We start from the raw sequence: 23950 nt of genomic DNA, 5'->3' as shown, positions 1-23950 counted from the left end.
CTTAGCCAAGCAGGCGCACCTGAGGGGTTGCCGGACAGTGGCGGGCCTGAGGCAGACTGTCCTTGCCGTAGTGGGCACCCCGTTGTTTGTAGCGGCGGGTGCTGAACAGGACGGAATGCACTATGTGTCCCAGTTGCTGCTCGTCGATCAGGCGTTGCAGGTTCTCCAGCACCTCCTCACGGCTGCGGCCGTGGATCATGCAGAACAGGTTGTAGCGCCACTGCGGCAGACGGCGCGGGCGGCGGTAGCAGAGGTTGACGCAGGGCAGGGCACCCAGGCGGCGGCCCAGTTCGCTGACCTTGTCGTCTGGCACGTCCCAAACCACCATGGCGTTGGCGCGGTAGCCCAGCTCGCGGTGGCGCACCACCACGCCGAGGCGGCGGATGTCGCCGCGCTCCATCAGGCGCTGGACGCGCTGGATGACCTCGGCCTCTGTGATCTGCAGATGGTCGGCGATCTCGGCATAGGGCCGCGGGCACAGGGGCAGGCCGTCCTGGATGGCCTGCACCAGGGCCAGGTCGAGGGGGTCCGGGCTCTCGAAGGGGCCTTGGGTGGGGCGGTTCATGACCATTGCAGCGGGAATCCCAGGTTGATGAAATAATCTTCGATCATCGGCAGATCGAGCACGGCGATGCCGCTGCGCTGCTCAATCTCGGCCAGCACGGCGGCCAGGTGTTGGCGGTCCAGGGCGGTGGCGACAAACCAGAGGTTGTACTCATGCTCACGGCGGTAGTTGTGGTTGACCTCGTCATAGCCGCTGACCAAGTCGGCCACCTGTTGCAGGCGCTCCTCCGGCACCGCCATGGCGGCCAGGGTACTGGCACCGACCCGATTGGGGCGAAACACCGGCCCGACTCGGCTGATCAGGCCGCTGTCCTGCAGATGTTGCAGGCGGGCGATGATCTCCTCCTCGCTGCTGCCGAGATGCTCGGCCATGGCGGCATAGGGCCGCTCGCACAGGGGCAGACCGGCCTGGAATTCATTCAGCAGGCGCTGGTCGAGGGGGCTGAGCTGGGAATGATGCTGGGTTGATGCCATGGTTAATATGATTTTTTTAGTCCGCAAATGAACGCGAATAAACGCAAAAGAAGGACGCAGAGGGCGCAAAGGAGCGCAGAGGACGCAGAGAAAATCTGGGTGTAGCCGCCTCCCGGATTCCGCCCTTCGACAGGCTCAGGACGACGCTGCGCTCCATCCGGGCTACATATCTGTGTTCATTCGCGTTCATTTGCGGACCCTAAATCCCGTCACAAGCCAATCTTGTGCGCGCGGTCGGTGAAGAAGATGCCTGAGGGCTTGTCCACCGGCAGTTCCTTGAGCAGGCGAAAATCCTCGGTGGCGTAGATTTGCACCTTGTCCAGGTCGCGTACCGATAGCCAGACCTCCTCGCCCCTGGGCTCGAACTCCATGTGCAGCACGCCCTTGCCCGGCTCCATCGTATGGATCAGCTGGAGGCTGAGGCTGTCGATTACCTGCACCTTCTCGTTGTTGGGGAAGGCGAAGTTGACCCAGACCTGACGGCCGTCGGGGCGGGCCATGACGAACACCGGCTGGGCGTGCACCGGGATGCGGCCGACCTCTTCCCAGCTGCGCATGTCCACCACCAGCACCTCGTGGCGGCCGATGGCGGGCAGGAAGACCTTGTCATCGGCCATGGCCCAGCCTTCCAGATGGGGCATCTTGTACACCGGCAGGGGCTGCTCGCCCTTGCCGTAGCCGGGCAGGATGCGGCGCACGCCCTTGTCCAGCTGCCAGAGATCGAGCAGGGCCAGGCCGTCCTCGCCGAACAGGCCGGCGATGTAGTAGCGGCCATCGGGGGTGATCAGGGCATCGTAGGGCTGGCGGCCGATATCGGTGAACTTGGTCAGCTGCGGCGCTTTGGGGTCGCTCATGTCCGCCACCCAGATCTCGTTGGCGTCCCACAGGCTGAACACGAAGCGGTTGCCGGGGGCATCCACCAGACCCACCACCTTGGAGGGCTTGCCGTTGACCGGGGTGGCGGGCAGATCGGCCACCAACTCCAGGGTCTCGGCGTCGAACACGCGCACACCGCCGGGCTCGTAGTTGCCCACGGCGATGAGCTTGCCGTCCTGGGAGATGGCGCCGCCGATGCTGTTGCCCGATTGCACCACCCGCTTGACCAGAGTGGATTCGAGCAGATCGACCTTGCTCAGGCCGCCATCGCGGCCAAACACATAGGCAAAGCGGGCATCGCGGGAATAGACCAGGGAGGCATGGGACAGATCGCCCAGGCCCTCGATGCGTGACAGGATGCTGTTGGTGCTGGTCTCCACCCGCTGCAGGCTGCCGGCGGCGCGCTCGACAATCAGCCCCAGATCGCCGGTGCCGCGCAATTTTGTTGCGAGGGGGTCGGCAGAAATGGGAGCGGCCAGGCCCAGCAGCAGGCCAGACAGGGCAATCCATCGGAACCGCAGACGAGTCCTGAGTCCCGAGTCCCGAGTCCCGCTTGAAACATTCGCGTTTATTCGCGGACTGCCATCTAAAACCAATCCAAACCAGCTCATTGCAAACCTCGTTTCAGCAGTTGGGCGATCCAGCGCGCCTCGTCCTCGCTGAGGAAGTGCTGCCAGGGGGGCATGGGGGTGCCGGGGCGACCGTGGAGTATGGTCGCCACCAGGTATTCCTCGGGCTTGTTGGCCAGGGCCTCGGGCAAAAGCTGCGGGCCCAGGCCGCCGCGCAGGCTCAGACCGTGGCAGGAGCCGCAGTCCTGCACCAGCAGGGCGCGCAGCTCCAGCTGGCGTGCCGGGCTGGGGCCGGTGCCCGGTTCGGCGGCGGCCAGGCCGACCAGTGGCAGGCCAGAGATGAGCAGCAGGCTAGCTGCCAGCAAGGCGTTGGGCATGGTCTTGCTCCAGGGTTGGGGGCTGGAACCAGGCAAGTTCCTCGGCCAGATTGACGCAGGCGCCGACGATGATGGCCACCGGGGCCTCCAGCCCGGCCTCTGTCACCCGCCGCGCCAGCTGGCCCAGCGGGGCCATGACCTGACGCTGGCGCGGTGTGCTGCCCTCCTGCACCGCTGCGGCAGGGGTGTCGGCGGCGCGCCCGGCGCTGATCAGCTGGTCGATGATCTGCGCCAGGTTGCTCAGGCCCATGTAGATCACCAGGGTGGTCTCGGCGTCGGCCATGCCGGCCCAGTCCAGTTGCAGGGGCTGGTCCTCGAGCAGGTGGCCGGTAACCAGGCGCACACTGCGGCTTAGACCGCGATGGGTGAGGGGAATTCCCGCATAGGCGCTGGCGGCGGTCGCTGCGGTGATGCCGGGAACGATCTCAAACGGGATGGCGTGGCGGCGCAGCTCCAGGGCCTCCTCGCTGCCTCGGCCGAAGATAAAGGGGTCGCCGCCCTTGAGGCGAACCAGGCTGCGCCCGGCCAGGGCCAGGCGCACCAGCAGTTGGTTGATCTCGCTCTGGGGGATGCAGTGATTGCCCGGCTCCTTGCCCACGGCGATGCGGGTTACACCCTGGGGGATCAGGTCCATGATCTCGGCTGCCACCAGGCGGTCATAGACCACGGCCTCGGCCTGTTGTAGCAGTTTGAACGCCCTCAGGGTCAATAGCTCGGGGTCGCCAGGGCCTGCGCCCACCAGATAGACCTTGCCCGGTTGTTTCATGCCCCTGCGCTCACTCAACTACAATCTCAATGCCGCTACCCTAAAATCAGGTCTGTGCGGCCACCTTGATCTAGGTCAAAGTTTCTCGGTTCCCTGAAAAGGCCTGTGGGGCTGAACTCGACCCGTGGCAGACCTTGGCTTGGTGTACCGCATAGGGCGCTGTGGGAGGGCAGCTTGCTGCGCGATCCGACTTTCCCTGTCAGGCCGCGTTGTCGGATGAGGCTCAATCCTGAATCTTCTGCGGCTCGTCCTGCTTGAGGTAGGCGTATTCCTCTTCGGTGAGCTCCACCTCGTCGTAGCCGGTGATCATGGGGCGGACGTGCTCAGCAAAGGAGTGGCCGGTGGTGAGCAGATAGACGTGCAGGATGACGAAGATCAGCACGGCAAAGGCGGCGATGGTGTGGATGTCAGCGAGCAGGCCGACGCCCGAGGCCTGCAGGCTGTCAAACAGGCCGAAGCTGACCGCCAGATAGAGCAGGCCGGAGATCCAGATGGCCGGAAAGATCAGCGTCTTCACCGCCAGATAGGTCAGGGCCTGCAGGGGGTTGTGCTTGCGCCTGTAGGTCTTGACATAGGGGTGGTGCTCGCCCTTGAAGATGCCATAGACGTAGAAACGCGCTACCTGGGCGAAGTTTTTGCTGGTGGGCAGATAGTGGCGCCACTGGCCAGTGGTAAACAGCCAGAAGGTGGCGAAGATCCAGATGGCCAGCAGCAGCAGGGCCGCCAATGTGTGCAGGTTGACGGCGGTCTGGAAGTCGATCAGCCGATGCAGATCACGAATGGCAAAGCCGGTGAACAGCAGGGTGAAGATCAGCAGCGCCTGGCTCCAGTGCCAGATGCGCTCAAAGATGCGAAATACCTGAATGCGGTGCAGTGCCATTAGTGGGCCCTCCGGCGGCCAGAGATGAAGCGTAACAGGGCATGGGCCAGCACCCCGAGCAGGGCGGCCAGCGCCGCCAGCAGGCCGATGCGATCCACCAGATCACTGCCGCCAACGCCGGGCATATAGATACCCTCGATGCCCTTCAGGCGGCCTTCGCTGCTGTGGCACTGGTCGCAGGCCAGGGCATCCTCCTTGGGGGCGACCATGTGGTTGATCGGCCAGTAGGAGTAGGTCTCGATGAAGTCAAACTCACCGCTATAGGGCTTGTTGAAGCGGGCCATGCCGGCGCTGATGGCCTTCTGCAGGTCGTAATTGCCCCAGAGTGCGTTTTCGTCGTTGCCCCAGAGGTGCATGTACACCAGGGTGTTGTTGCCCTTGTCGTAGGGCTGCACCGTGAGCATGCGCTTGAACGGGTAGATGCGCGAGTTCTTATCGCCGGGCTGGCCGCTGAAGGAGTTCAGCTCCACCGGGGTCTTGCTCGGATCGAACACCGTATCCAGTGTGGTGAATTTGAAGGTGCCATCGAACCAGGCGTAGTGCGGCTGGATATTTTCGCCGTACTTGAAGTCACCCTTGATGGACTTGTAGGTGGCGCGGTGCTCGCCGTTGCCCTGGGTGTATTCCTTGAGCTTGTAGCCCTCGCCGTTCTTCAGCTTGCCCTGGGTGCGCCAGTCCCAATGGGTGACCGTGGCCACGCCGCCACGGGCGAACTCGGGGATATGGCAGGTCTCGCAGGCCAGTTTTTCCGTGTGGCTGTTGAGCAGCAGGCCGCTGACATTCACCTTGGGGTGCGGCTCATGGCCATGACAGCTGGCGCAGCTGGCGGTATCCCGGGGCATGCCCGGTTTGCCGGTGCCCTTTGCATCGAACACCGTCATTTGGTACCGGCTGCCCTCCCACTGGTGACCCTCGCCGACGTGGCAGGTGGTGCAGTCGAAGTTATTGCCATCGGCGGCCATGTGCACATCCAGCGCCTTGGGCGGATTGAACAGGGCCGAGGACAGATCGCCGTGCTTGACGTTGTCGCCACCACCGCCGAAGAAGTGACACTTGCCGCAGTTGTTGCGCGAGGGCAGGCTCACGCTCTGGGCTACCCGCTCCCATTCGATCGCCGGCTTGCCCTCGAACATCACCGAGCAGGCGGCGTTGCCCTCGCTGTTGGGGGTCTTGTAATAGGTGCCGGTGGACTCGTGGCAGATCAGGCAGTCGATGTTCTCCAGCTTGGTGAAGTCGAAGCCCTCATCCTTCCAGCCGTAGCCGGCGTGGCACTGGGCGCACATGCCCTCGTTGCCTCGGGCGTTGGTGCAAAAGCCGTTGATCAGGTGCTTCTTGCCCAGCAGCTGGCCGGTGACCGGGTGCTTGTACTCCCAGGTCCAGTGCTTGTTCTTGGCAAACTGGCTGCCCGCCTTGTTGTGACAGCCGAGGCAGGCCTTGGTCACCTCAGGGCCGCTGGCAAAGGGGCCTTTGAGCTCATCAAATTCGCCATGATCGGCGGTGGAGGGGCGATTGTGGTGCTGCTTGAGGGTCTTGTCCTGGAAGGTGTTGGCGTATTCCGACACGCCGTATTCGATCTTCTCATCCTCAGCGGCCGCCAGGCCGAAGGACAACAGGAGGAGTGGCCATAAGACGAAAAGGGGTTTGAGGTTCATAGCGGACAACCAGGTGAGGCAGGCGGGGGACTGCCTTTATATACCCGCTTTACTGGCGTTTCTTTGATCAGCGTCAAGCCGAGGGAACTTTGACTGGCCTTCAACGGCCAGCAGCCAGCGGCCAGCCATTTTGGCAAAGAAAAGGCCCGCTGACGGTTATATCCTCAACCATCAGCGGGCCAAATGGGACCGCGAGACTCCGAGCACAGATTAGGGTCCTCTCCGTGGCGGCATCCCTGCCGCTTAGGGAAGATAGGCTAAATCATAGGATCAACCCTTGGCCTCCAGGGTAGCCTCCGGCTCATCCTGGCCGATGAAGAAGCTGGCCACATAGACGATCAGGCCGATAAGGAAGATGATCCCGGCGATCTCACGCAGCCAGTAGAACAGGGCGATCTTGTCCTGCACCATCATGAAGTCCATGGGCGCATCGCCCATGCGCTGCAGATAGACCTGCAGGATACCGGCGGCGGTGAGGAACAGGGTGATGAGCTGGCTGCGGGTGGCTTGCTCCCCAGTCAGGGTGATTGCAAGCGTCCTCCGCTCGTCCTACACTGCAAGCAACAAACAGATTCTCGTGGAGAACAGCATGTTATCGGCTATAAGGCTCGAAACCCAGGTACTCAAGGGCGGACGGGTGGAAGTTTCTTCGCCAGAGTTGCCCGAGGGCAGTCAAGTGGAAGTGATTGTCATGTTACCCACGCAGGAAGTGGATGCGACAACGCATTTGCTGTCCACCGAGGCCAATCGCCGTCACATACAGTACGCGCTGGAGGATTGGCAAGACCCGAACAAGCGGGTGCGTCTGGAGTTGGCCGATCTGGAGTCCTAGATGCCGCGCAAGATCAGCTTTTTGCCCCAGGCCTTTGCCGATTTCAATTATTGGGGACAAGTGGACCGCAAAGTTCAGAAAAAGATTGTTGCGCTGCTGCAGGAGATCGATCGAACACCATTCGCGGGTACTGGCAAGCCCGAACCATTGAAGCATCAGCTACAGGGCTTTTGGTCTCGACGTATTACCCAGGAACACCGACTGGTTTATCAGGTCAGCGAAGACGAAATCAGCGTCTTCTCCTGCCGACTGCATTACTGAGGTTCAATTTTTCTCAGGCACCTCATCGGTTGCTCGGACGGTGGTCAGCAGCTGCCGTTCATGCGTGCGCCGAATCTTCTATTCCACTATCCTCTTGTATTTCTTTGATAAATCATAACGACTGCTGGTATAGCGGTCAAAATGCTGGCCCTCAAAACCATGCCGAACGCCGCCGGATTGCCACTGACTTTCGGGGTGCCTGCTGGCTTTACGCTCGGCCTGGTTGCAGGCTGAGGCTGTGGACGGCCAGCCATTTTGGCAAAGAAAAGGCCCGCTGACGGTTATATCCTCAACCATCAGCGGGCCGAATGGGACCGCGAGACTCCGAGCACAGATTACGGTCCTCTCCGTGGCGGCATCCCTGCCGCTTAGGGAAGATAGGCTAAATCATAGGATCAACCCTTGGCCTCCAGGGTGGCCTCCGGCTCATCCTGGCCGATGAAGAAGCTGGCCACATAGACGATCAGGCCGATAAGGAAGATGATCCCGGCGATCTCACGCAGCCAGTAGAACAGGGCGATCTTGTCCTGCACCATCATGAAGTCCATGGGCGCATCGCCCATGCGCTGCAGATAGACCTGCAGGATACCGGCGGCGGTGAGGAACAGGGTGATGAACACCATGGAGATGGTCATCAGCCAGAAGGACCACATCTCCAGTACCTGCTGCTTCATGGAATTGGCTGCCTTGCGACCGCGCATCAGCGGCATGGCGTAGCTGATCATGGTCAGCACGATCATCACATAGGCCCCGTAGAAGGCCATGTGACCGTGGGCGGCGGTGATCTGGCTGCCGTGGGTGTAGAAGTTCACCGGGGCCAGGGTATGCAGGAAGCCCCACACGCCCGCGCCAAGGAAAGCCATGACGCCGGTACCCAGGGCCCAAAGCACGGCGGCCTTGTTGGGGTGTTCACGGCGACGACGGTTGACCATATTGAAGGCGAACAGGGTCATCATGAAGAAGGGGATAGGCTCCAGGGCGGAGAAGATGGAACCCCACCACTGCCAGTACTCGGGGGTGCCGATCCAGTAGAAGTGGTGACCGGTACCTATGATGCCGGTGATCAGGGCCATGGCGATGATGATGTACAGCCACTTCTCGATCACCTCGCGGTCCACGCCGGTGGTCTTGATCAGCACGAAGGCCAGGATAGCGCCCAGGATCAGCTCCCACACGCCTTCCACCCAAAGATGCACCACCCACCACCAGTAGAACTTATCGCGTACCAGGTTGTGCGGGTTGTAGAAGGCGAACAGGAACAACACCGCCAGGCCCACCAGGCCGATCAACAGCACCAGGCTGATGGCGGTCTTGCGGCCCTTGAGGATGGTCATGCCGATGTTGTAGAGGAAGGCCAGGGCAACGATGACGATGCCGATCTTGGTGATCGTCGGCTGCTCCAGGAACTCACGGCCCATGGTGGGCAGCAGGGCGTTACCGGTCAGCTTGGCCAGACCCGAGTAGGGCACCAGCAGATAGCCCAGGATGGTCAGGGCACCGGCGACGAGGAAGATCCAGAACATCAGCTTGGCCAGCAGGGGGCTTTCCAGCTCGCGTTCCGCCTCTTCCGGTACCAGGTAATAGGCCGCGCCCATGAAGCCGAACAAGAGCCAGACGATGAGCAGGTTGGTGTGGACCATGCGGGCCACGTTGAAGGGGATCTCAGGGAACAGGAAGTCCCCCATGACGTATTGCAGGCCCAGGATGACACCGAACAGGATCTGGCCGACGAACAGGCCGATGGCTGCGGTGAAATAGAGCTTGGCGACGGATTGTGATTGATATTGCATAATAAAAACTCCCGATTAACCCTTGATGTTCGGCGGCCAGCCGGCGGCGTCGATCTCAGAGACGTACTTAAGGAACTCGGCCAGGGCGGTGAGTTCCTCGTCAGTGAAATTGAATTGCGGCATGGAGCGGCGACCGGGCACGCCATCGGCAGGGCGATACTTGATGAAGCCCTTGATGGCCTCGGTGCTGTTGCCGAAGCGGGTATAGACGTTGCCCAGCTCGGGCGCGAAATAGGCCCCCTCGCCAAGCAGCGAATGACAGCCGACGCAGTTGTTTTCTTCCCACAGACGCTTGCCGTGGATGACGGTTTCGGTCAGGTTCTGACGGTTGTCCCGATCGGGCAGGGCCGTTTCGGTATCGTAGGTCAGGGCGAGGAAGAGCAGGGCAAAAAACACGGTACCACCGTAAAAGATGTTCCGTGCCATGGCTTTGGTGAAGGTTTGTGACATTGAAGTCCCCCGTAGGATTAGCAGTTGGCCGCAGCATTTGAGGGTATATTCAGGGAAAGGGCCTTGATCTTAGTCAATTGCTTGGTTATTACGGCAGGCCGCCCTTGTCCGGATGGCGGGGGGTGGCTGGTTTGAATTCGGGAGTCAAGCCATAGAGACGCGGAGATAACAGATTATTTTCAATGAGTTAGATTATCTAATGGGTTAACTTTTTTCTGTGAAGCGGCATTGCCACCCCCCCGGCGGCCGGTTGCTCAGGCTCCTAGGAGCCGAGGTTGAAGGAGTCCCTGAAATCGGCCTCCAGCTGGGTGCAGCTTTCGGCGAAGACCTGGAGTTCGCCGGGGTCGAGGATCTCGATCTGCGACTTGTCCACCTTGATCAGGTTTTCCTGACTGAGCTGCTTGATGATGCGCGACAGGGTCTCGGGTTTGATCGCCAGGCGCGAGGCCAGGGCCAGCTTGGGGATGTCCAGCTCGAAGGCGAGGCCGTTTTCCGGCACCCGCGACATCAGATAACCGGCGATGCGGCAGGCGGCATTGTGCAGGGTGAGCTTGTCGATCTCATTGATCAGGCCGTGGATGCGGCTGCTCAGATCGCCCAGCATGGCCAGGCAGGTGTCGTTGGACTCGGCCAGCACGGCAAAATAGTGCTCACTGTTGATGCGCACCAGGCTGGAGTCCTTCATCGCATGGGCGCTGACCGGATAATGCTTGACGCGCAGAAACATCAGCGCCTCGGCGAAGGTGCCGCCGGCATTGATGATCTCGATGATCTTTTCGTCACCCCCCGGCGAGAGGCGGGCGAGTTTGATCTGGCCCTCCACCAATAGATAGAAGGCATTGGCCTGTTCGCCTTGGCCGAACAGCTGCTCGGTGCGGTTAAGCCGAACCATGCGGGCGTCGAAGCAGGCCCGGTTCAGTTGTTCCGGCGAGAGGGCCTTGAAGAGTAGATGGTTTTCCAGATACTGATTGATATTCATGTGGTTAATCCTGGTTTCAGTGGCGCAGGGTGCGCCCCTGCTGGCCTGACGGCGGTCAAGATGATGAATTTTTTGACATCGGTCAAGACTTTTTCCACCCAGCTGGGGTTGAATGGCACGATTTTCCCCTTGCACGCCGAGGCCCCGTCCGTCACCGTGATGTCCCTAGCCACCGCCCCCCCGTCGTTCCCGCGCCGGTTGCAGCGCAGCCTGTCGGCCGCCCTGTTGCTGGCCCTGATCGGCATGGGTGGCCAGGCCGCAGCGTCGCAGCAGGCGCAGTTTGACGCCATCAAACGGCTGGGGGACCTCAATGGCGTGGCCCTGCATTGCCGGGCCCTGCTGGAGACCCGGCGCATGAAGATGGCGCTGATTCGCAACCTGCCGCAACGGCGTCAACTGGGCGAGTTGTTTGACCGTCAATCCCATGAATCCTTCATGGCCTTTATCGAGAACAAGGGTCGCTGTCCCTCCATGGCCGAACTGGGGGCACAGGTCGATACCGCCATCAAACAACTGGAAAGGGTGTATGCCAAATGAGAAATAGGCCGCTTGTTATCGTCCTGGCCCTGAGCTTCTGGTTGCTGGCCTTGCCCCTGGCCGCCGCCGAGTTTCGCGTGCTGGCCAGCATCAAGCCGATCCATTCGGTGCTGGCCGCCCTGATGCAGGGGGGCGATGCCCCCTTGCTGCTCTATGGCGATGGCCAGAGCCCCCATGCCGAACGGCTCAGCGCGGCGCAGAAGAAACAGCTGCAAGGGGCCGACCTGCTGATCTGGGTCGGCCCGGAGCTGGAGCGGGGTCTGGCCCAGGGGCTGAGCAACCCGCCCGAAGGGCTGCGGGTGGAGGCCCTGTTGGACTCGCCGAGCATGAAGATCCTGCCCTCGCGCACCCGGGATGACCGCCGCGACCCCTATTTCTGGCTGGATAACCGCAACATCAGCATCCTGGTGGACGACATGACGTTGCTGCTGCAGGAGATGGACCCGCTGCGCGCCCACCTCTACAGTGCCAATCGCATCCAGCTGCATGACCGCCTGCGTAAGATCGACCGGGAGATGGAAAACAGCTATCGCGGTTTCAAGGCGGCCCCGGCCCTGCAGTATCTTGACACCCTGCAATACTTCGAGCAGGCCTATGCGCTCAAGGTGGTGGATCGGCTGATCGAACGGCCGGAGGAACAGGCTGCGGCGGAGAAGCTGTTGCAACTGCGCCAATTGCTGCAGGATGGCCGTGCCAGCTGCCTGTTGCTGGAGGCCGGGGTGAGCGACTCCCATGCCGCCACCCTGACCCAGGGGATCAGGCTGCGCACCGCCGAGCTGGACTCCCTGGGCCAGGGGCTGGAGCCTGGGCCGGATCACTATTTCAACCTGATGCAGAAGCTGGCCGATGGCATTCGCTCCTGCCTCGCCCTTGCGCCCGTGGAGGCGACAGAGAAACAACTCCATACAGAGCTGGATACCACCCCCATAGCCCCAGGTGCCGGCGTTGGGCGCTTCATGCTCACCGATCATCTGGGTGGGCTTGTGACCAATCAGGATATGCAGGGCAAGCTCCAGATCCTCTATTTTGGCTATACCTTCTGCCCGGATATCTGCCCCACTTCCCTGGCGGTGCTGGGCCAGACCCTGCAAATGCTGGGCGATAAGGCCGACCTGATCCAGCCCTGGTTCATCACCGTCGATCCGGAGCGGGACAACACCGAGGTGATGCGCAAATACGTCACCTATTTCGACCCCCGTCTGGTCGGTCTGACCGGACCCAAGGCGATGATCGACCGCCTGGCCGACAGCCTCAGCGTCAAGTACGAAAAGGTCCTGGAGGAGGGTAAGCCGGACGATATGTACGTCATGGACCACTCCGCCAGCCTCTACCTGCTGGACGCCCAGGGGCGCTATATCACCAAGTTTCTGCACGGCATCAGCCCGGAGAAGCTGCACGCGGAGTTGCTGAAGTACCTGCCGTGATTGGCCGCGGCCAGCCATCGGCGGTGTCGGTACGGGTTCTGCTGCGCTCCAACCCGGCTACAGAATGCCGAAGCTGATTGCTGGCGGCTGCCCGCTTTTGTGCGGCAAATCACACAAAATTTCGTTTTCTTGACCTAGGTCAATGGGCCAAATGCCCTCCCAGGCCGAAAATCTGCGCGTCAAATGACTCAAACTGCCCGCAAGGGCGGTGCCTTCTCTCTCGTACTTAGGGGATACCTGAATATGAAATTACCAAAGCAAAAGCTCACAGCCGTGGCTGTTGGCCTCGGTCTGGCCCTGGGCTCGGCGTCTTCCGCCTGGTCCGCCAGTCTGGAAGAGGTCATGAAAGAACGCGGCCTGACGCAGAAAGACATTCTCGCCGCCGCCAAGACCTATACCCCCACCGGTGGTCGTGATGAATACCTGATGTTCAGCTCCGGCGGTCAGAGCGGCCAGGTCATCGTCTATGGCGTGCCCTCCATGCGCATCCTCAAGTACATCGGCGTGTTCACCCCGGAGCCCTGGCAGGGCTATGGCTTCGATGACGAATCCAAGGCCGTGCTAGATCAGGGCAAGGTCCATGGCAAGGACATCATCTGGGGTGACACCCACCACCCGGCCTTTTCCGAGACCGATGGCGAATACGATGGCAAGTTCCTGTTCATCAACGACAAGGCCAACCCCCGTATCGCCATGATCGACCTGCACGACTTCGAAACCAAGCAGATCGTGGTCAACCCCTTCTTCAAATCCTCCCACGGTGGCGCCTTCGTCACACCCAACACCGAATACGTCATGGAAGCGGCCCAGTACGCCGCGCCCTTTGAAGATGAGTTCGTGCCCCTGGAACAGTTCAACGACAAGTACCGTGGTGGCGTGACCTACTGGCGCTTCGATAAAAAAGAAGGCCGCATCGACCCGGAAAACTCCTTTACCTTCGAACTGCCTCCCTATAGTCAGGATCTGTCCGATGCCGGTAAGGAGGTCTCTTACGGCTGGGGCTTCACCAACTCCTTCTGTTCCGAACGCTATGTGGGTGGTATCGAGCGCGGACGCCCGCCGTTTGAGGCCGGTTGCTCGCAGAAAGACACCGACTTCCTGCACATCACCAACTGGAAGAAGGCCGAAGAGCTGGTCAAGGCCGGCAAGGTCAAGAAGTCCAAGGGTCAGTACCTGATCACCATGGAACAGGCCATTGCCGAAGAACTGGTGTTCCTGGTGCCCGAGCCGAAGAGCCCGCACGGCGTGGACGTCAACCCCAAGGGTAATCGCATCATCGTATCCGGTAAGCTCGACTCCCATGCCTGGGTGTATAGCTGGGAAAAGATCCAGGACGCCATCAAGAACAAGAAGTTCGAAGGCAAAGACCCCTACGGTCTGCCCATCATCGCCCTGAAGGATGCCCTGCATACCCAGGTTCAGGTGGGTCTGGGTCCGCTGCATACCCAGTACGATGCCAAGGAATGCGTGGCCTACACCTCCATCTACGTCGATTCCATGGTCACCAAGTGGGACTACTGTGAAGGCAAGGTGCTGGATCAAATCAATATCCACTACAACGTAGGTCACCTGGTGACGATGGAGGGCGACTCCAAGTCACCGGATGGCAAGTACCTGATTGCCCTGAACAAGCTGGCCATCGACCGGTTCAACCCGGTGGGCCCGCTGCACCCGCAGAACCACCAGCTGATCGACATCAGCGGCGACAAGATGCAGCTGCTGTACGACATGCCCCTGCCCCTGGGCGAACCCCACTACGTGGTGGGCATCAAGGCTGATAAGCTGAAGCCTGCGGTACGCTACAAGTCCGGCACCAATACCCGTACCAACAAGCGTTCCGAATGGGCCACCCGCGCCGGTCGTGAGAAGGTCGAACGCAACTGTGACGACCAGGGTAACTGCCAGGTGCATGTCTATGGCACCGTGATCCGCTCCCACATCACCCCGGAAATCATCGAGGTGGAAGAAGGCGATAAGGTCAGCATTCACCTGACCAACCTGGAACGCGCCCAGGATGAGACCCATGGTTTTGCCATGTACACCCATAACGTCAACCTGTCGATGGAGCCTGGCAAGGTGTCTTCCTACAGCTTCACCGCTGACAAGGCCGGCGTCTATCCCTACTACTGCACCGAGTTCTGCTCGGCGCTGCATCTGGAAATGCAGGGCTATCTGCTGGTCAAGCCCAAGGGCTACAAGATGGAAACCGGGGCCATGGCTGAAGGTCAGCAGTACACCCAGGCCGACTACGACAAGCAGGTGAAGACCAACCTGGATACCCAGGCCGTCATCGACTCCGTGGTCAAGTTCATCACCAGTCACAACTACAAGGACTTCGCCCCTGTGGTCGCCCTGGTGGAAGACGCCACCGAGCAGCTGGGCTTTGCCGCCGACATGAAGAAGAAGGCAGACGAAGCCGTAGCCAAGGGTGACTACCACAACGCCACCCTCTGGGCCGGTCAGTGGTGGCAGTACCAGGTCAAGGCGGCTGACATCGGTCTGCGCGCCAAGACCTACCTGGAAGAAAACGGGGCCAAGAAGGTCCAGTAAGGAAACAACCCCCTAGCGGGTAATGGGAGGGGGAGCCTGGCTCCCCCTCTTTTTTTGCCTGGATTTAACAAAGATCAATGCACCCACAGGTCGGCTGTATTAGACTCCGCCGGGTGAGGATCATCTGGGTCCAGAACAAAAACACATACCTAATTCACGTTACAAGCCGAGGAACCCATGAAAAAGCAATTTTTCGCAGCCGCCGCCCTAACCCTGTCTTTTGCCCCCCTGGGCAGTGCCCTGGCCATGGACGGGGCCGAATTGTACAAGGCCAAGACCTGCTGGTCTTGCCACGGTAAGGATGCCAAGACCCCCATCATGCCCATCTACCCCAAGCTGGCCGGCCAGAATGCCGACTACGCCTTCAACCAGATGAAGGACATCAAGGAAGGAGTGCGCGCCAATGGCCAGTCCGCCGCCATGAAGGGCGTCATGGGCCTGGTCTCCGAGGAAGAGATGCGCACCATCGCCGACTGGCTAACTACCCTGCAGCCCTGATCTCAGGTCGCGCTAGCTGAGGCCTGGGCCACTCCTGCCTCTTTGTCTTTGATAAGTGTCAAGGGGTATTCGGGTCAGGGGTCTAAGCTCAATGGCCCCATCCGGATAGCGGGAGGCCGACCGGTTCGGGTTCATCCCAAGTGTTCACCCAAAGGTCCGCACCTGTATCGGACCACAAGAGGTAAATCTATGAAATACAAAAGTCTAACCGCAGCCGTTGGCCTGGCTGCAGCTGTCATGACCGGCATGGCCTCGGCCGAATGGAACGAGGCCGGTGGCGAGAAGGACGAGGCCATGCATCTGACCCCCGACCGCGAACGCGGCATCCTGGTCTATGAGGTCTGCTCCGCCTGCCATCTGCTGGAAGGCTGGGGTCTCACCGATGGCACCTTTCCCCAGTTGGCCGGCCAGCATCGTAATGTGCTGATCAAACAGTTGGCGGATATCCGCGCCGGCAATCGCGACAACCCCACCATGTATCCCTTTGCCCTGGACGATCAGATCATGGCTGCGGCCGGTTTTAGTCATGGTGAAATCCCCCCGGCCCAGCTGATCGCCGATGTCACCGACTACATCTCCAAGCTGCCGATGAACCCCGAGCCCGGCCAGGGTCCCTGGGCCGAGGGTACTCCGGAGTTTGAGAAGGGTAAAAAACTTTACATGGATAACTGTACCCAGTGTCACGGTGACGATGGCGAGGGCAGTAACGAGAAGTTCTATCCCCGCATCAACGGCCAGCATTATAACTACATGCTGCGTCAGTTCGAGTGGATCCGTGACGGCAAGCGGCGCAATGCGAACCCGGAAATGGTCGAGCAGATCAAGGGCTTCACCGACGATGACATGAAGCATGTGATCAACTACACCTCCCGGCACATGCCACGCAAGGAACTGCTGGCTCCATCCAAGGATTACCAGAATCCTGACTACGATTGATCCCTGATCGGTCTGGCGTCGGCCCTGCGGGGCCGACGTTTTGCCTCGCCCTAGCAAGAGCCCAATCCCATGAGCAGTAAAACCTCAATTCGGCAATCACCCCTGGTTGTCGCACTGACCCTGGCCGCCCTTGGCCTGTTGGCCGTCATCTACTATTCACCCATCTGGTGGGTATCCCTGACCGCGCCCAATTATCCCGAGGAGTCCTTTCCCGACGGGGTGCGCATCCACTTCCACATGAACGGCGTGTTCAACGGCTGCAAACTGCTGCAAAAGGACGAGATCACCGAGGACGAGGCACTGGATTGCGTGCACGAAATGGACACCATCAATCACTACGTCGGCATGTACCCCATAGCCGCCGGCGGCCCCATAGAGCGTGGCTTCAGCCAGTTCCTGGTGGCCTTTCTCGGCGTCATGCTGCTGGGCTTTCTCTGTACCAAACCGAAGATGCGGGTGGGCATATTGGCGGTCGGCTTCTCCGTCATCGCGGTGTGGATGTACATGACATTCTACACCGGCAACGGCTTTCGTCTGATGAACGAAGGCTATATCGAGGCGATGATGAGTTCCCTGGACCAGGAGGCAGGCAAGAAGCAGGAGCCTGAGATCGTCATCGGCGGCATCGTTGGCAGCCTGCGCCAATCCCTGGAGGACTCAGGCGTGGATGTGGAATTGCCCTCGGAGCAGACCAAGGCCAAGCACAGCGACAAACAGGCCCTGCTGCACGACCTGCGCGAGACCTTCGAGCGGGATCAGACGCGCACCTCAGAGTCCGAGCCCTGGAACGGCAGTACCGCGCAGATCCTCATCTGGCACTACGAAAAGAGCCTCGGCCGCTGGTTCAACAACCCGGAAGAAATCAACCCCATGGTCAAGACCATGACCCTGGCCATGCACCTGGTATTCGCCGGCATCCTTATCGCCATGGTGGTACTGACCATTGGCTCCTACAAGACCGGCGGCCTGTTCTACTGGCTGCTGGTGGTGGTGCCCCTGGCCCTGCCGGTGTTCTTTATCATTGAATACTCCGCCTGGCTCTGGTGGTACGGGCATACCCTGAACGACATGGGTGCCTTTACCGTCAAGCCCTTCATGCCCACGGTGTTTGGGCAGGGCAAGGTGGCCCAGTTTTCCACCCATTCCTATCCGGCCATGGGCTTTGGTCTGATGCTGCTGATGTCGGTGCTGCTGGCCGTTGCCGCCCTGCTGCGGCTGAAACAGACCAAGCAAGCCTGAGCCCGGAATGCGTGCCCTGCTGCGGCCCCTGTTGCTGGGTGCCTTGGTCCTGCCTGGCCTGAATGCCCAGGCAGGCCATCCCCCGTTTCAGGAACTGGTTGACGCCACCGAGGAACTCAAGGATCTGGTGCCCCCGCCGGGCATCTACTCAGGCCCGGTGGTGATCGACAAGCCAATGAGCATAGATGGCCGTGGCCAGGTCACCATAGATGCCGGCGGCAAGGGCTCGGTGATCGTCATCGACAGCGATGGCGTCACCTTGCAGGGGCTGCGCCTGACCAACACCGGCGAGTCACACAACGACATCGACTCCGGCGTGCAGGTACGCGGCGATTACAATGTGGTCAAGGACAATGTCATAGACAACGCCCTGTTCGGCGTTGACTTGCAGCAGTCCAGCAACAACATAGTGCGCAACAACCGGATCAGCTCCAAGCCCTTTGATCTGGGCATGCGTGGCGACGCGGTACGGCTCTGGTACAGCTTCAATAATAAGATCACCGATAACATCATCCGCGATTCCCGCGACATGGTGGTCTGGTACTCCAAGGACAACCTGATCGCCCGTAACGATGCCCGTCGGGGGCGCTATTCGTTGCACTTCATGTACTCCCGGTTCAATGAGGTGGTGGACAACTACTATCAGGACAACTCGGTGGGCATCTTCCTCATGTACAGCGACAGCGTGCGGGTGAAGAACAACACCATCGCCTATGCCGCAGGTCCGACTGGCATGGGCATAGGCTTCAAGGAGACCTCGGACGTCGATATCATCGGCAACCAGATCCTGTATTGCGCTGTGGGCATGTACCTGGATGTCTCGCCCTACGACCCCGAGGCGACCAATCGCATCCACGACAACCTGGTGGCCTACAGCGGGGTGGGGGTGCAGTTTCTCAACGACTGGACCGGTAATTTCATGGAGCGCAACCGCTTCAAGGGCAATATGACTCAGGTTGTGGTGTCAGGGGGCGGCAAGACCGCCAACCGCAATCACTGGGAGAACAACTACTGGGAAGACTATCAGGGCTTCGATCTGGACGAGGATGGCATCGGCGATACGCCCTACGAGCTGTACAGCTACGCTGACCGCATCTGGATGGACGTGCCCCCGGCGCAGTTCTTCAAGGGCTCTCCGGTGATGGAGGCCCTGGATTTCCTGGAGCGCCTGGCACCCTTCTCCGAGCCCAAGATGCTGGTGCGCGACAAGCGCCCGCGCATGAGCCAGGACTGGGTGATCCAAACCCAGGCCGACCCGGAGATCCAGGCCATCGCCCCGGCTAAGGCCGGTGCCGAGACCGAATACGACGCCCTGGAGGCCCTGCGCCGGTCCATGGGGCAGTAGGGATTTAGCCACAGAGCCACAGAGCGCACAGAGAAGAATCAAAACGAGAAGTAACCACTCAGGCGGTTAAGCCCCTCGCCCCTTCGGGGAGAGGGGGAAGGTTACAACGATAAAAGCCTCTCTGTGCTCTCTGTGGCTCTGTGGCAAACCAACTGAATTTCGCATGAATGAGACGACTATGAGCGATCAGAATAGCGACCAAAAGCCCAAGGCGAAAAAGACCCCGCCCAAGCCCGGTGAGAAGACGCGGCGTGAGTTTCTGCGCAGCGGCGTGCTTGCCGCCGGGGTCCTGGGTGCCTCTCTGCTGGGCTATTACCCGGTGTTGCAGGGCAGCGCCCTGCGCCTGCGCCCGCCCGGTGCCATCAAGACCCCGTTGGATGAGCAGGAGTTCTTTGCCAGCTGCATCAAATGCGGCCAGTGCGTCCAGGTCTGCCCGGTTTACGCCATCAAGCTGGCGGACATCACCGACGGTTTCGGTATCGGCGTGCCCTATATCGATGCCCGCGAACAGGCCTGCGACTTCTCCTGCGATGGCCTGCAATGCGTGCTGGCCTGTCCCACCGGTGCCCTGACCCATGATCTGAACTTCCCCGCCGATACCCGCATGGGCCTGGCCGAGCTGACCCGGCCGGATACCTGCCTGGCCATGCAAGGCCAAGGTTTCAAGGGCCAGGCGCGGGGCGCCGATTTCAAGGGCGTGCTGCGCTTCAGCGAGGTGGACCGTTGGAACCCCATCCCCCTGGCCGACCATCCCTTTGATCTGGAGATCTGCGATCTGTGCGTGCGCCTGTGCCCGATCGAGATCCGCATCGCCGAGTGCGCCGCCGAGGCGGAAAACGATGAGCCGCAGAACACCGCCCGAGTGGCGCAGAAGATCGGCAACGAATGCCCGCCGCGCTCCGCCATCAAGCTGGTGCCCATGCCCTCGGATGACGGCGTCAAGCGCATGCAGCCGGTGATCCTGGACGGCTGCGTCGGCTGTGGTGTCTGTGAGATGGTCTGCCCGCCGCAGATCCCCTCCCTCACCATGAATATCAAGAAGACCGTCGATCACCCTGGAGGTGCCTGAGATGGGTTATATCAGCAAGTCCTTCAAGCACCTGTTCGGCTACCGGGTTGCCCGTCCCGGCAAGGAAGAGCAATCCGAGGAGCTCAGGGCTATCTACGAGGCCAAGAAAGGCACACTGAGCAAGTCTGACCTGGAAAAGGTCCACATCGAGCACAAACAGCCCTACGGCGGCAAGTGGCTGAAGCGCCGCTGGCTGACCCTGATCGCGGTCAACCTGCTGTTTGTCGTTTCTTTCTACTTTGACATACAGCTGTTGGAAGGGGCCCTGACCGCCTCGCGCTTTGTCGGCTTCCACATGGCCGATCTCAATTCTGCGCTGCAGGTGATCCTGGCCTACAAGGTGATGGTGCTGAACCTGTTCATCGGCACGGTCACGGTGTTTCTGCTCTGGGTGCTGCTGGGCGGGCGCACCTTCTGCTCCTGGGCCTGCCCCTATCACCTGCTCGCCGAGTGGGCCGAGTACCTGCATCTGTGGCTGGCCAAGCGCAAGATCGTCAGCGACCACAGCTTCAACCGCAAGGTACGCACGGTCTTTTATCTCCTGTTCGTGGTGCTGGCCCTGGTCACCGGCTATACGGTATTCGAGACCCTCTCGCCCACCGGCATCCTCAGTCGCGCCCTGATCTACGGCCCCGGCCTGGCCCTGCTCTGGGTGCTGGCCCTGCTTGCCTTCGAGGTGTTCTACTCACGCCGCGCCTGGTGCCGCTACGTCTGCCCCATCGGCATGACCTACGGCGTGGTCGGCGTGATCTCACCCCTGCGCGTGACCTACAACGCCGAGGCCTGCCACCACGAGGGCGACTGCCGCAAGGTCTGCCTGGTGCCCCATGTGCTGGATCTGACCATCCGCGGCGGTGCCAGCCAGGTGCACGAAGACGTGGGTGCCGACTGCACCCGCTGCGGCCTGTGCGTCGATGTCTGCCCCACCGACTCGCTGAAATACGAGTTCAAGGGCCTGAGCAAGTTGGTGTAAGAAAGTAGTCCGCAAATGAACGCGAATAAACGCAAAATTTACTGTGTAAGTCACTGCAGCAACTGACGCTATGGCGTCAACTTAAGCCGTTCGCTGAGCGAAGTCGAAGCGAACCACAGCCGACTTCGACTTCGCTCAGCCAGCGTATGGCCTTACTGGATTTCGCTTGTCTGCATTTGGGCTACGGATTTACAACTTCTGTAACTCTTTGCGTTCGTTGCGTTACCTTTGCGCTCTTTGCGTTCCAATTTTTGCTTACGGCTATACCGGGTTAGGTACTATTTGCGTCCATCGGCGTTCATTTGCGGACTTTGTCAATCAGGAATACCCAGTGATCGAACTCAAACAACTGCGCAAGCGCTTCCGTGGCCGTCAGGTGCTGCAGGGCATAGACCTGAGCATAGAGCGCGGTCATCGCATCGCCCTGATTGGCTCCAACGGCGCCGGCAAGACCACCTTGATCCGCTGTCTGTTGGGTGAGTATCGCTTTGAGGGGGAGGTGCTGCTGGATGGGGTCAATCCCCGCGTCCAGCGCGAGCAGGTGCTGGCCAAGGTGGGCTTCGTGCCCCAGTTGCCGCCGCCGCTGCGCATGCCGGTGGGGCAGTTGATCCGCTTCTCCTCCAGCCTCTGTCAGTCCGATCCCAAGCAGATCCATGGCCTGGCCGCCGAGCTGGGCTTCGATGCCGATAAGTTCCGCAGCCAGCCCTTTGTCAAGCTCTCCGGTGGGCAGAAGCAAAAGCTGCTGATCGCCATCGCCCTGGGTCGGCAGGCCGAGATCCTGGTGATGGACGAACCCGCCGCCAACCTGGACCCGGCGGCGCGCAAGGTATTCTTCCAGATCCTGGCGGAGAAGAAGGAGCGCAGCGCCATGCTCATCTCCAGCCACCGGCTGGACGAGGTGGCCAGCCTGGTCAACCGGGTGATCGAGCTGGATCAGGGCACGGTGATCCTGGATGACCGGGTGGCCGACCTGGTGGATATGTCCTCCAGCCTCAGCTGCAAGGTCGGCCTGATCCAGCCGGAACCGGCCTTTGCCCAGGCCATCGGCGACTGGGGCTTTGAGAGCGATGAATCCGGCCGGATCTGGAACGGCAGCATCCCCGGACCCGATCGGCTGCGCTTTCTCGCCCTGCTATCGCGCTACGCCGCCTTGCTGGCCAGCATCCAGATGCAGGAAACCCCGGATGCGGCCTGATTGGCGTCTGCTGCCGTTGGCCTTGCTGGTCTTGCTGTCCGGCTGCGTTGGCGACATCGAAGGCCCGCAGCAGCCCAAGTGGGACCGCGATGCCTGCGAGCGCTGCCGCATGGTGCTCAGCGACCGGCCCTTCGCCGCCCAGGTGCACTATCTGCCGGAAGGCAAGAAGCGCCTGCAGATAGCCTGGTTCGATGACATCGGCTGCGCCACCCTTTGGCTGGAGGACAAGCCCTGGAAGGACGCCCCCGAGACCCGGATTTGGGTGGCGCACCATCGCACCCAGGAGTGGATCGACGCCCGCACTGCCTGGTACGTGCCGGTGGATATGAGCCCCATGGCCTATATGCTCGGCGCGCAGAGCGAAGCGGCCCCCGGCGCGCTGAATTTTGCCCAGGCGATCAAACGGGTGGAAGAGATCGAAAGGCACAACCAGGAACACAGCCAGCACCTGCTGGAGCGGGTGCGCCAGCAAGAGCAGCAGGCGGGTGATCTGGATAAGTTGCCCTCCATCCGGCCCTGATCCGAGGTCTGTGCAGGCTGGATCAAGATGGGACGCAGAGGGCACCAAGGAGCGCAAAGGACGCAGAGATGGAAAATATTCTGATTACCCCAGTGTCTCAGTCATTATCCCGGCTTTGCCGGGCGACCTGGTAGGGTAGAGAGTTTGGTTCCCCCTTTGCAAAGAAGGAATTTGAGGCTCCGTGGCTAAATGCTGTTTTTAGCTTCAAGAACCTTGAGACAGCGCTTGGCTAACCAGGCCCTCATTTGCGTTATTTGCGTTTATTCGCGGACTTTATTCCAAGGCATCACCATGAAAAATCTCTTGCTCTCCGCCCAGACCGACATCATCGAATCCCTGCGCACGCGCTGGTTCATGGTCTATAGCCTGGTATTCGGCGGTCTGGTGGTGGTGCTGTTCGCCTTTGGCCTGGCGGAGTCTCGCGTCATGGGCTTTACCGGTCTGTCGCGTTTGATGGTCACCTACATTCAGTTGACCATGGCCATGCTGCCCATCTTCGTGCTCATCACCACGGTGCGCTCGGTGGCGGGGGACCGCGAGGCCGGGGTATTCGAATACCTGCTGTCCCTGCCCATCGGCCTGGGGGCCTGGTTCTGGGGGCGTTTTCTCGGCCGCTTCGTGGTGGTCTATCTACCGGTAGTCCTGGCCATGCTGGCCGCCGTGGCCTGGGGCATGGCCAAGGGCGCCGCCGCCCCCTGGGATCTGGTGATCTACTACACCGGCTTGCTCATGGCCCTGACCTGGTGCTTTCTCGGCATCGGCATGCTCATTTCCACCCTGGCGCGCAGCTCCGACGTAGCCCAGGGCTCGGCCCTGATGGTCTGGCTGGCCCTGCTGCTGTTTCTCGATCTGATCCTGCTCGGGGTGATGATCCGCGAACACCTGCCGGCGGAGATGGCGGTGGCCATCGCCCTGGCCAATCCCCTGCAGGTGTTCCGCACCGCCAGCATGATGCTGTTTGATCCTCAGCTGGTCATGCTCGGGCCAACCGCCTACGTGATCCTGGATAACTTCGGCAACGGCGGCTTCATCGCCTACGCCCTGATCTATCCCATGCTGCTGGGCAGCCTGGCCGCCTGGCTGGGCTTTGTCCTGTTCCGCCGCAGCGATCTGCCCTGATGGCGCCGGGCCCGGCGTTCGGGTCAAGCCAGGGGGGCAGATTTTGGTTACAATCCGTATCCCTGTTTCCCCAGA

General features: G+C 60.8%; 24 protein-coding genes and 1 pseudogene. 14 read left to right on the top strand and 11 right to left on the bottom strand.

What is annotated here, in order from left to right; translation table 11 throughout:
* Position 1 precedes the first annotated feature (1 nt).
* The 8 genes and pseudogenes from D5125_01840 to D5125_01805 all read right to left on the bottom strand — a co-directional run bounded on the left by D5125_01840 (position 2) and on the right by D5125_01805 (position 6647).
* Positions 2–565, bottom strand: a complete 564-nt coding sequence (locus D5125_01840) for an AsnC family transcriptional regulator (GenBank protein ID QFY88318.1) — start codon at positions 563–565, stop codon at positions 2–4.
* Entirely contained in the window at positions 562–1038 is a 477-nt protein-coding gene (locus tag D5125_01835) for an AsnC family transcriptional regulator (GenBank protein QFY88317.1), read from the bottom strand. Before D5125_01835 ends, D5125_01840 begins: the two co-directional genes overlap by 4 nt.
* A gap of 209 nt (positions 1039–1247) precedes the next feature.
* Positions 1248–2525, bottom strand: coding sequence for a protein nirF (locus D5125_01830; protein QFY88316.1), 1278 nt, complete (start codon positions 2523–2525; stop codon positions 1248–1250).
* Positions 2522–2860 carry a cytochrome c gene (locus D5125_01825; GenBank protein ID QFY88315.1) on the bottom strand — a complete coding sequence of 113 codons (339 nt, stop codon included), beginning with the start codon at positions 2858–2860 and terminating at the stop codon, positions 2522–2524. The genes D5125_01830 and D5125_01825 overlap by 4 nt, the downstream gene beginning before the upstream one ends.
* Complete coding sequence (cobA, locus tag D5125_01820; GenBank protein QFY88314.1) at positions 2835–3626, bottom strand: uroporphyrinogen-III C-methyltransferase; 792 nt, start codon at positions 3624–3626, stop codon at positions 2835–2837. Before cobA ends, D5125_01825 begins: the two co-directional genes overlap by 26 nt.
* Before the next feature lie 223 nt (positions 3627–3849).
* Positions 3850–4506, bottom strand: coding sequence for a cytochrome b/b6 domain-containing protein (locus D5125_01815; GenBank protein QFY88313.1), 657 nt, complete (start codon positions 4504–4506; stop codon positions 3850–3852).
* On the bottom strand, positions 4506–6158 hold the full coding sequence (locus D5125_01810; protein ID QFY88312.1) for a tetrathionate reductase family octaheme c-type cytochrome: 1653 nt from the start codon (positions 6156–6158) through the stop codon (positions 4506–4508). Before D5125_01810 ends, D5125_01815 begins: the two co-directional genes overlap by 1 nt.
* Positions 6159–6428: 270 nt before the next feature.
* Positions 6429–6647, bottom strand: a pseudogene (locus D5125_01805) (nitric-oxide reductase large subunit).
* 100 nt (positions 6648–6747) lie between these two features.
* Between D5125_01805 and D5125_01800 the strand changes: the two are divergent.
* Together D5125_01800 and D5125_01795 are read left to right on the top strand one after the other, a co-directional pair.
* Positions 6748–6990: a hypothetical protein gene (locus D5125_01800; GenBank protein ID QFY91031.1), complete on the top strand. Its 243-nt coding sequence runs from the start codon at positions 6748–6750 to the stop codon at positions 6988–6990.
* Entirely contained in the window at positions 6991–7251 is a 261-nt protein-coding gene (locus D5125_01795) for a Txe/YoeB family addiction module toxin (GenBank protein ID QFY88311.1), read from the top strand.
* Positions 7252–7646: 395 nt separating this feature from the next.
* Here the strand turns inward: D5125_01795 and D5125_01790 are convergent, their stop codons facing one another.
* From D5125_01790 to D5125_01780, 3 genes are all read right to left on the bottom strand, one after another.
* Positions 7647–9041, bottom strand: a complete 1395-nt coding sequence (locus D5125_01790; protein QFY88310.1) for a cbb3-type cytochrome c oxidase subunit I — start codon at positions 9039–9041, stop codon at positions 7647–7649.
* Between the two features lie 15 nt (positions 9042–9056).
* Positions 9057–9491, bottom strand: coding sequence for a cytochrome c (locus tag D5125_01785; GenBank protein ID QFY88309.1), 435 nt, complete (start codon positions 9489–9491; stop codon positions 9057–9059).
* A gap of 262 nt (positions 9492–9753) precedes the next feature.
* Positions 9754–10470, bottom strand: a complete 717-nt coding sequence (locus D5125_01780; protein QFY88308.1) for a Crp/Fnr family transcriptional regulator — start codon at positions 10468–10470, stop codon at positions 9754–9756.
* A 60-nt stretch (positions 10471–10530) separates the two neighbouring features.
* Between D5125_01780 and D5125_01775 the strand changes: the two genes are divergently transcribed.
* The 12 genes from D5125_01775 (at position 10531) to D5125_01720 (ending at position 23875) form a co-directional block, all read left to right on the top strand.
* Positions 10531–11007 carry a hypothetical protein gene (locus tag D5125_01775; protein QFY88307.2) on the top strand — a complete coding sequence of 159 codons (477 nt, stop codon included), beginning with the start codon at positions 10531–10533 and terminating at the stop codon, positions 11005–11007.
* On the top strand, positions 11004–12431 hold the full coding sequence (locus D5125_01770; GenBank protein QFY88306.1) for an SCO family protein: 1428 nt from the start codon (positions 11004–11006) through the stop codon (positions 12429–12431). The genes D5125_01775 and D5125_01770 overlap by 4 nt, the downstream gene beginning before the upstream one ends.
* A gap of 243 nt (positions 12432–12674) precedes the next feature.
* A complete protein-coding gene (nosZ, locus tag D5125_01765; protein QFY88305.1) occupies positions 12675–14981 on the top strand; it encodes a Sec-dependent nitrous-oxide reductase in 2307 nt (768 codons plus the stop codon).
* 177 nt (positions 14982–15158) lie between these two features.
* Positions 15159–15479 (top strand): c-type cytochrome, encoded by a 321-nt coding sequence (locus tag D5125_01760; protein QFY88304.1) that lies wholly within the window; start codon positions 15159–15161, stop codon positions 15477–15479.
* A 189-nt stretch (positions 15480–15668) separates the two neighbouring features.
* Entirely contained in the window at positions 15669–16415 is a 747-nt protein-coding gene (locus D5125_01755; GenBank protein QFY91030.2) for a c-type cytochrome, read from the top strand.
* 69 nt (positions 16416–16484) lie between these two features.
* Complete coding sequence (locus tag D5125_01750) at positions 16485–17654, top strand: hypothetical protein (protein QFY88303.1); 1170 nt, start codon at positions 16485–16487, stop codon at positions 17652–17654.
* Between the two features lie 7 nt (positions 17655–17661).
* The gene (gene nosD, locus D5125_01745) at positions 17662–18999 is read left to right on the top strand and encodes a nitrous oxide reductase family maturation protein NosD (GenBank protein QFY88302.1); all 1338 of its coding nucleotides are present in this window, start codon (positions 17662–17664) and stop codon (positions 18997–18999) included.
* Positions 19000–19177: 178 nt separating this feature from the next.
* Positions 19178–20068, top strand: coding sequence for a 4Fe-4S dicluster domain-containing protein (locus tag D5125_01740; protein QFY88301.1), 891 nt, complete (start codon positions 19178–19180; stop codon positions 20066–20068).
* A gap of 1 nt (position 20069) precedes the next feature.
* Positions 20070–21041 (top strand): NapH/MauN family ferredoxin-type protein, encoded by a 972-nt coding sequence (locus tag D5125_01735; GenBank protein QFY88300.1) that lies wholly within the window; start codon positions 20070–20072, stop codon positions 21039–21041.
* A gap of 331 nt (positions 21042–21372) precedes the next feature.
* A complete protein-coding gene (locus D5125_01730) occupies positions 21373–22236 on the top strand; it encodes an ABC transporter ATP-binding protein (protein QFY88299.1) in 864 nt (287 codons plus the stop codon).
* Entirely contained in the window at positions 22226–22756 is a 531-nt protein-coding gene (locus tag D5125_01725) for a hypothetical protein (GenBank protein ID QFY88298.1), read from the top strand. Before D5125_01730 ends, D5125_01725 begins: the two co-directional genes overlap by 11 nt.
* A 291-nt stretch (positions 22757–23047) precedes the next feature.
* Positions 23048–23875 (top strand): ABC transporter permease subunit, encoded by an 828-nt coding sequence (locus D5125_01720; protein QFY88297.1) that lies wholly within the window; start codon positions 23048–23050, stop codon positions 23873–23875.
* The last annotated feature ends 75 nt before the right edge of the window (positions 23876–23950 follow it).

This window comes from gamma proteobacterium SS-5, from assembly GCA_009497875.2.
GTDB lineage: Bacteria > Pseudomonadota > Gammaproteobacteria > Chromatiales > Chromatiaceae > Magnetovirga > Magnetovirga frankeli.
The sequence above is the reverse complement of the archived record's forward strand: the minus strand, read 5'-3'. Positions and strand labels throughout refer to the sequence as shown.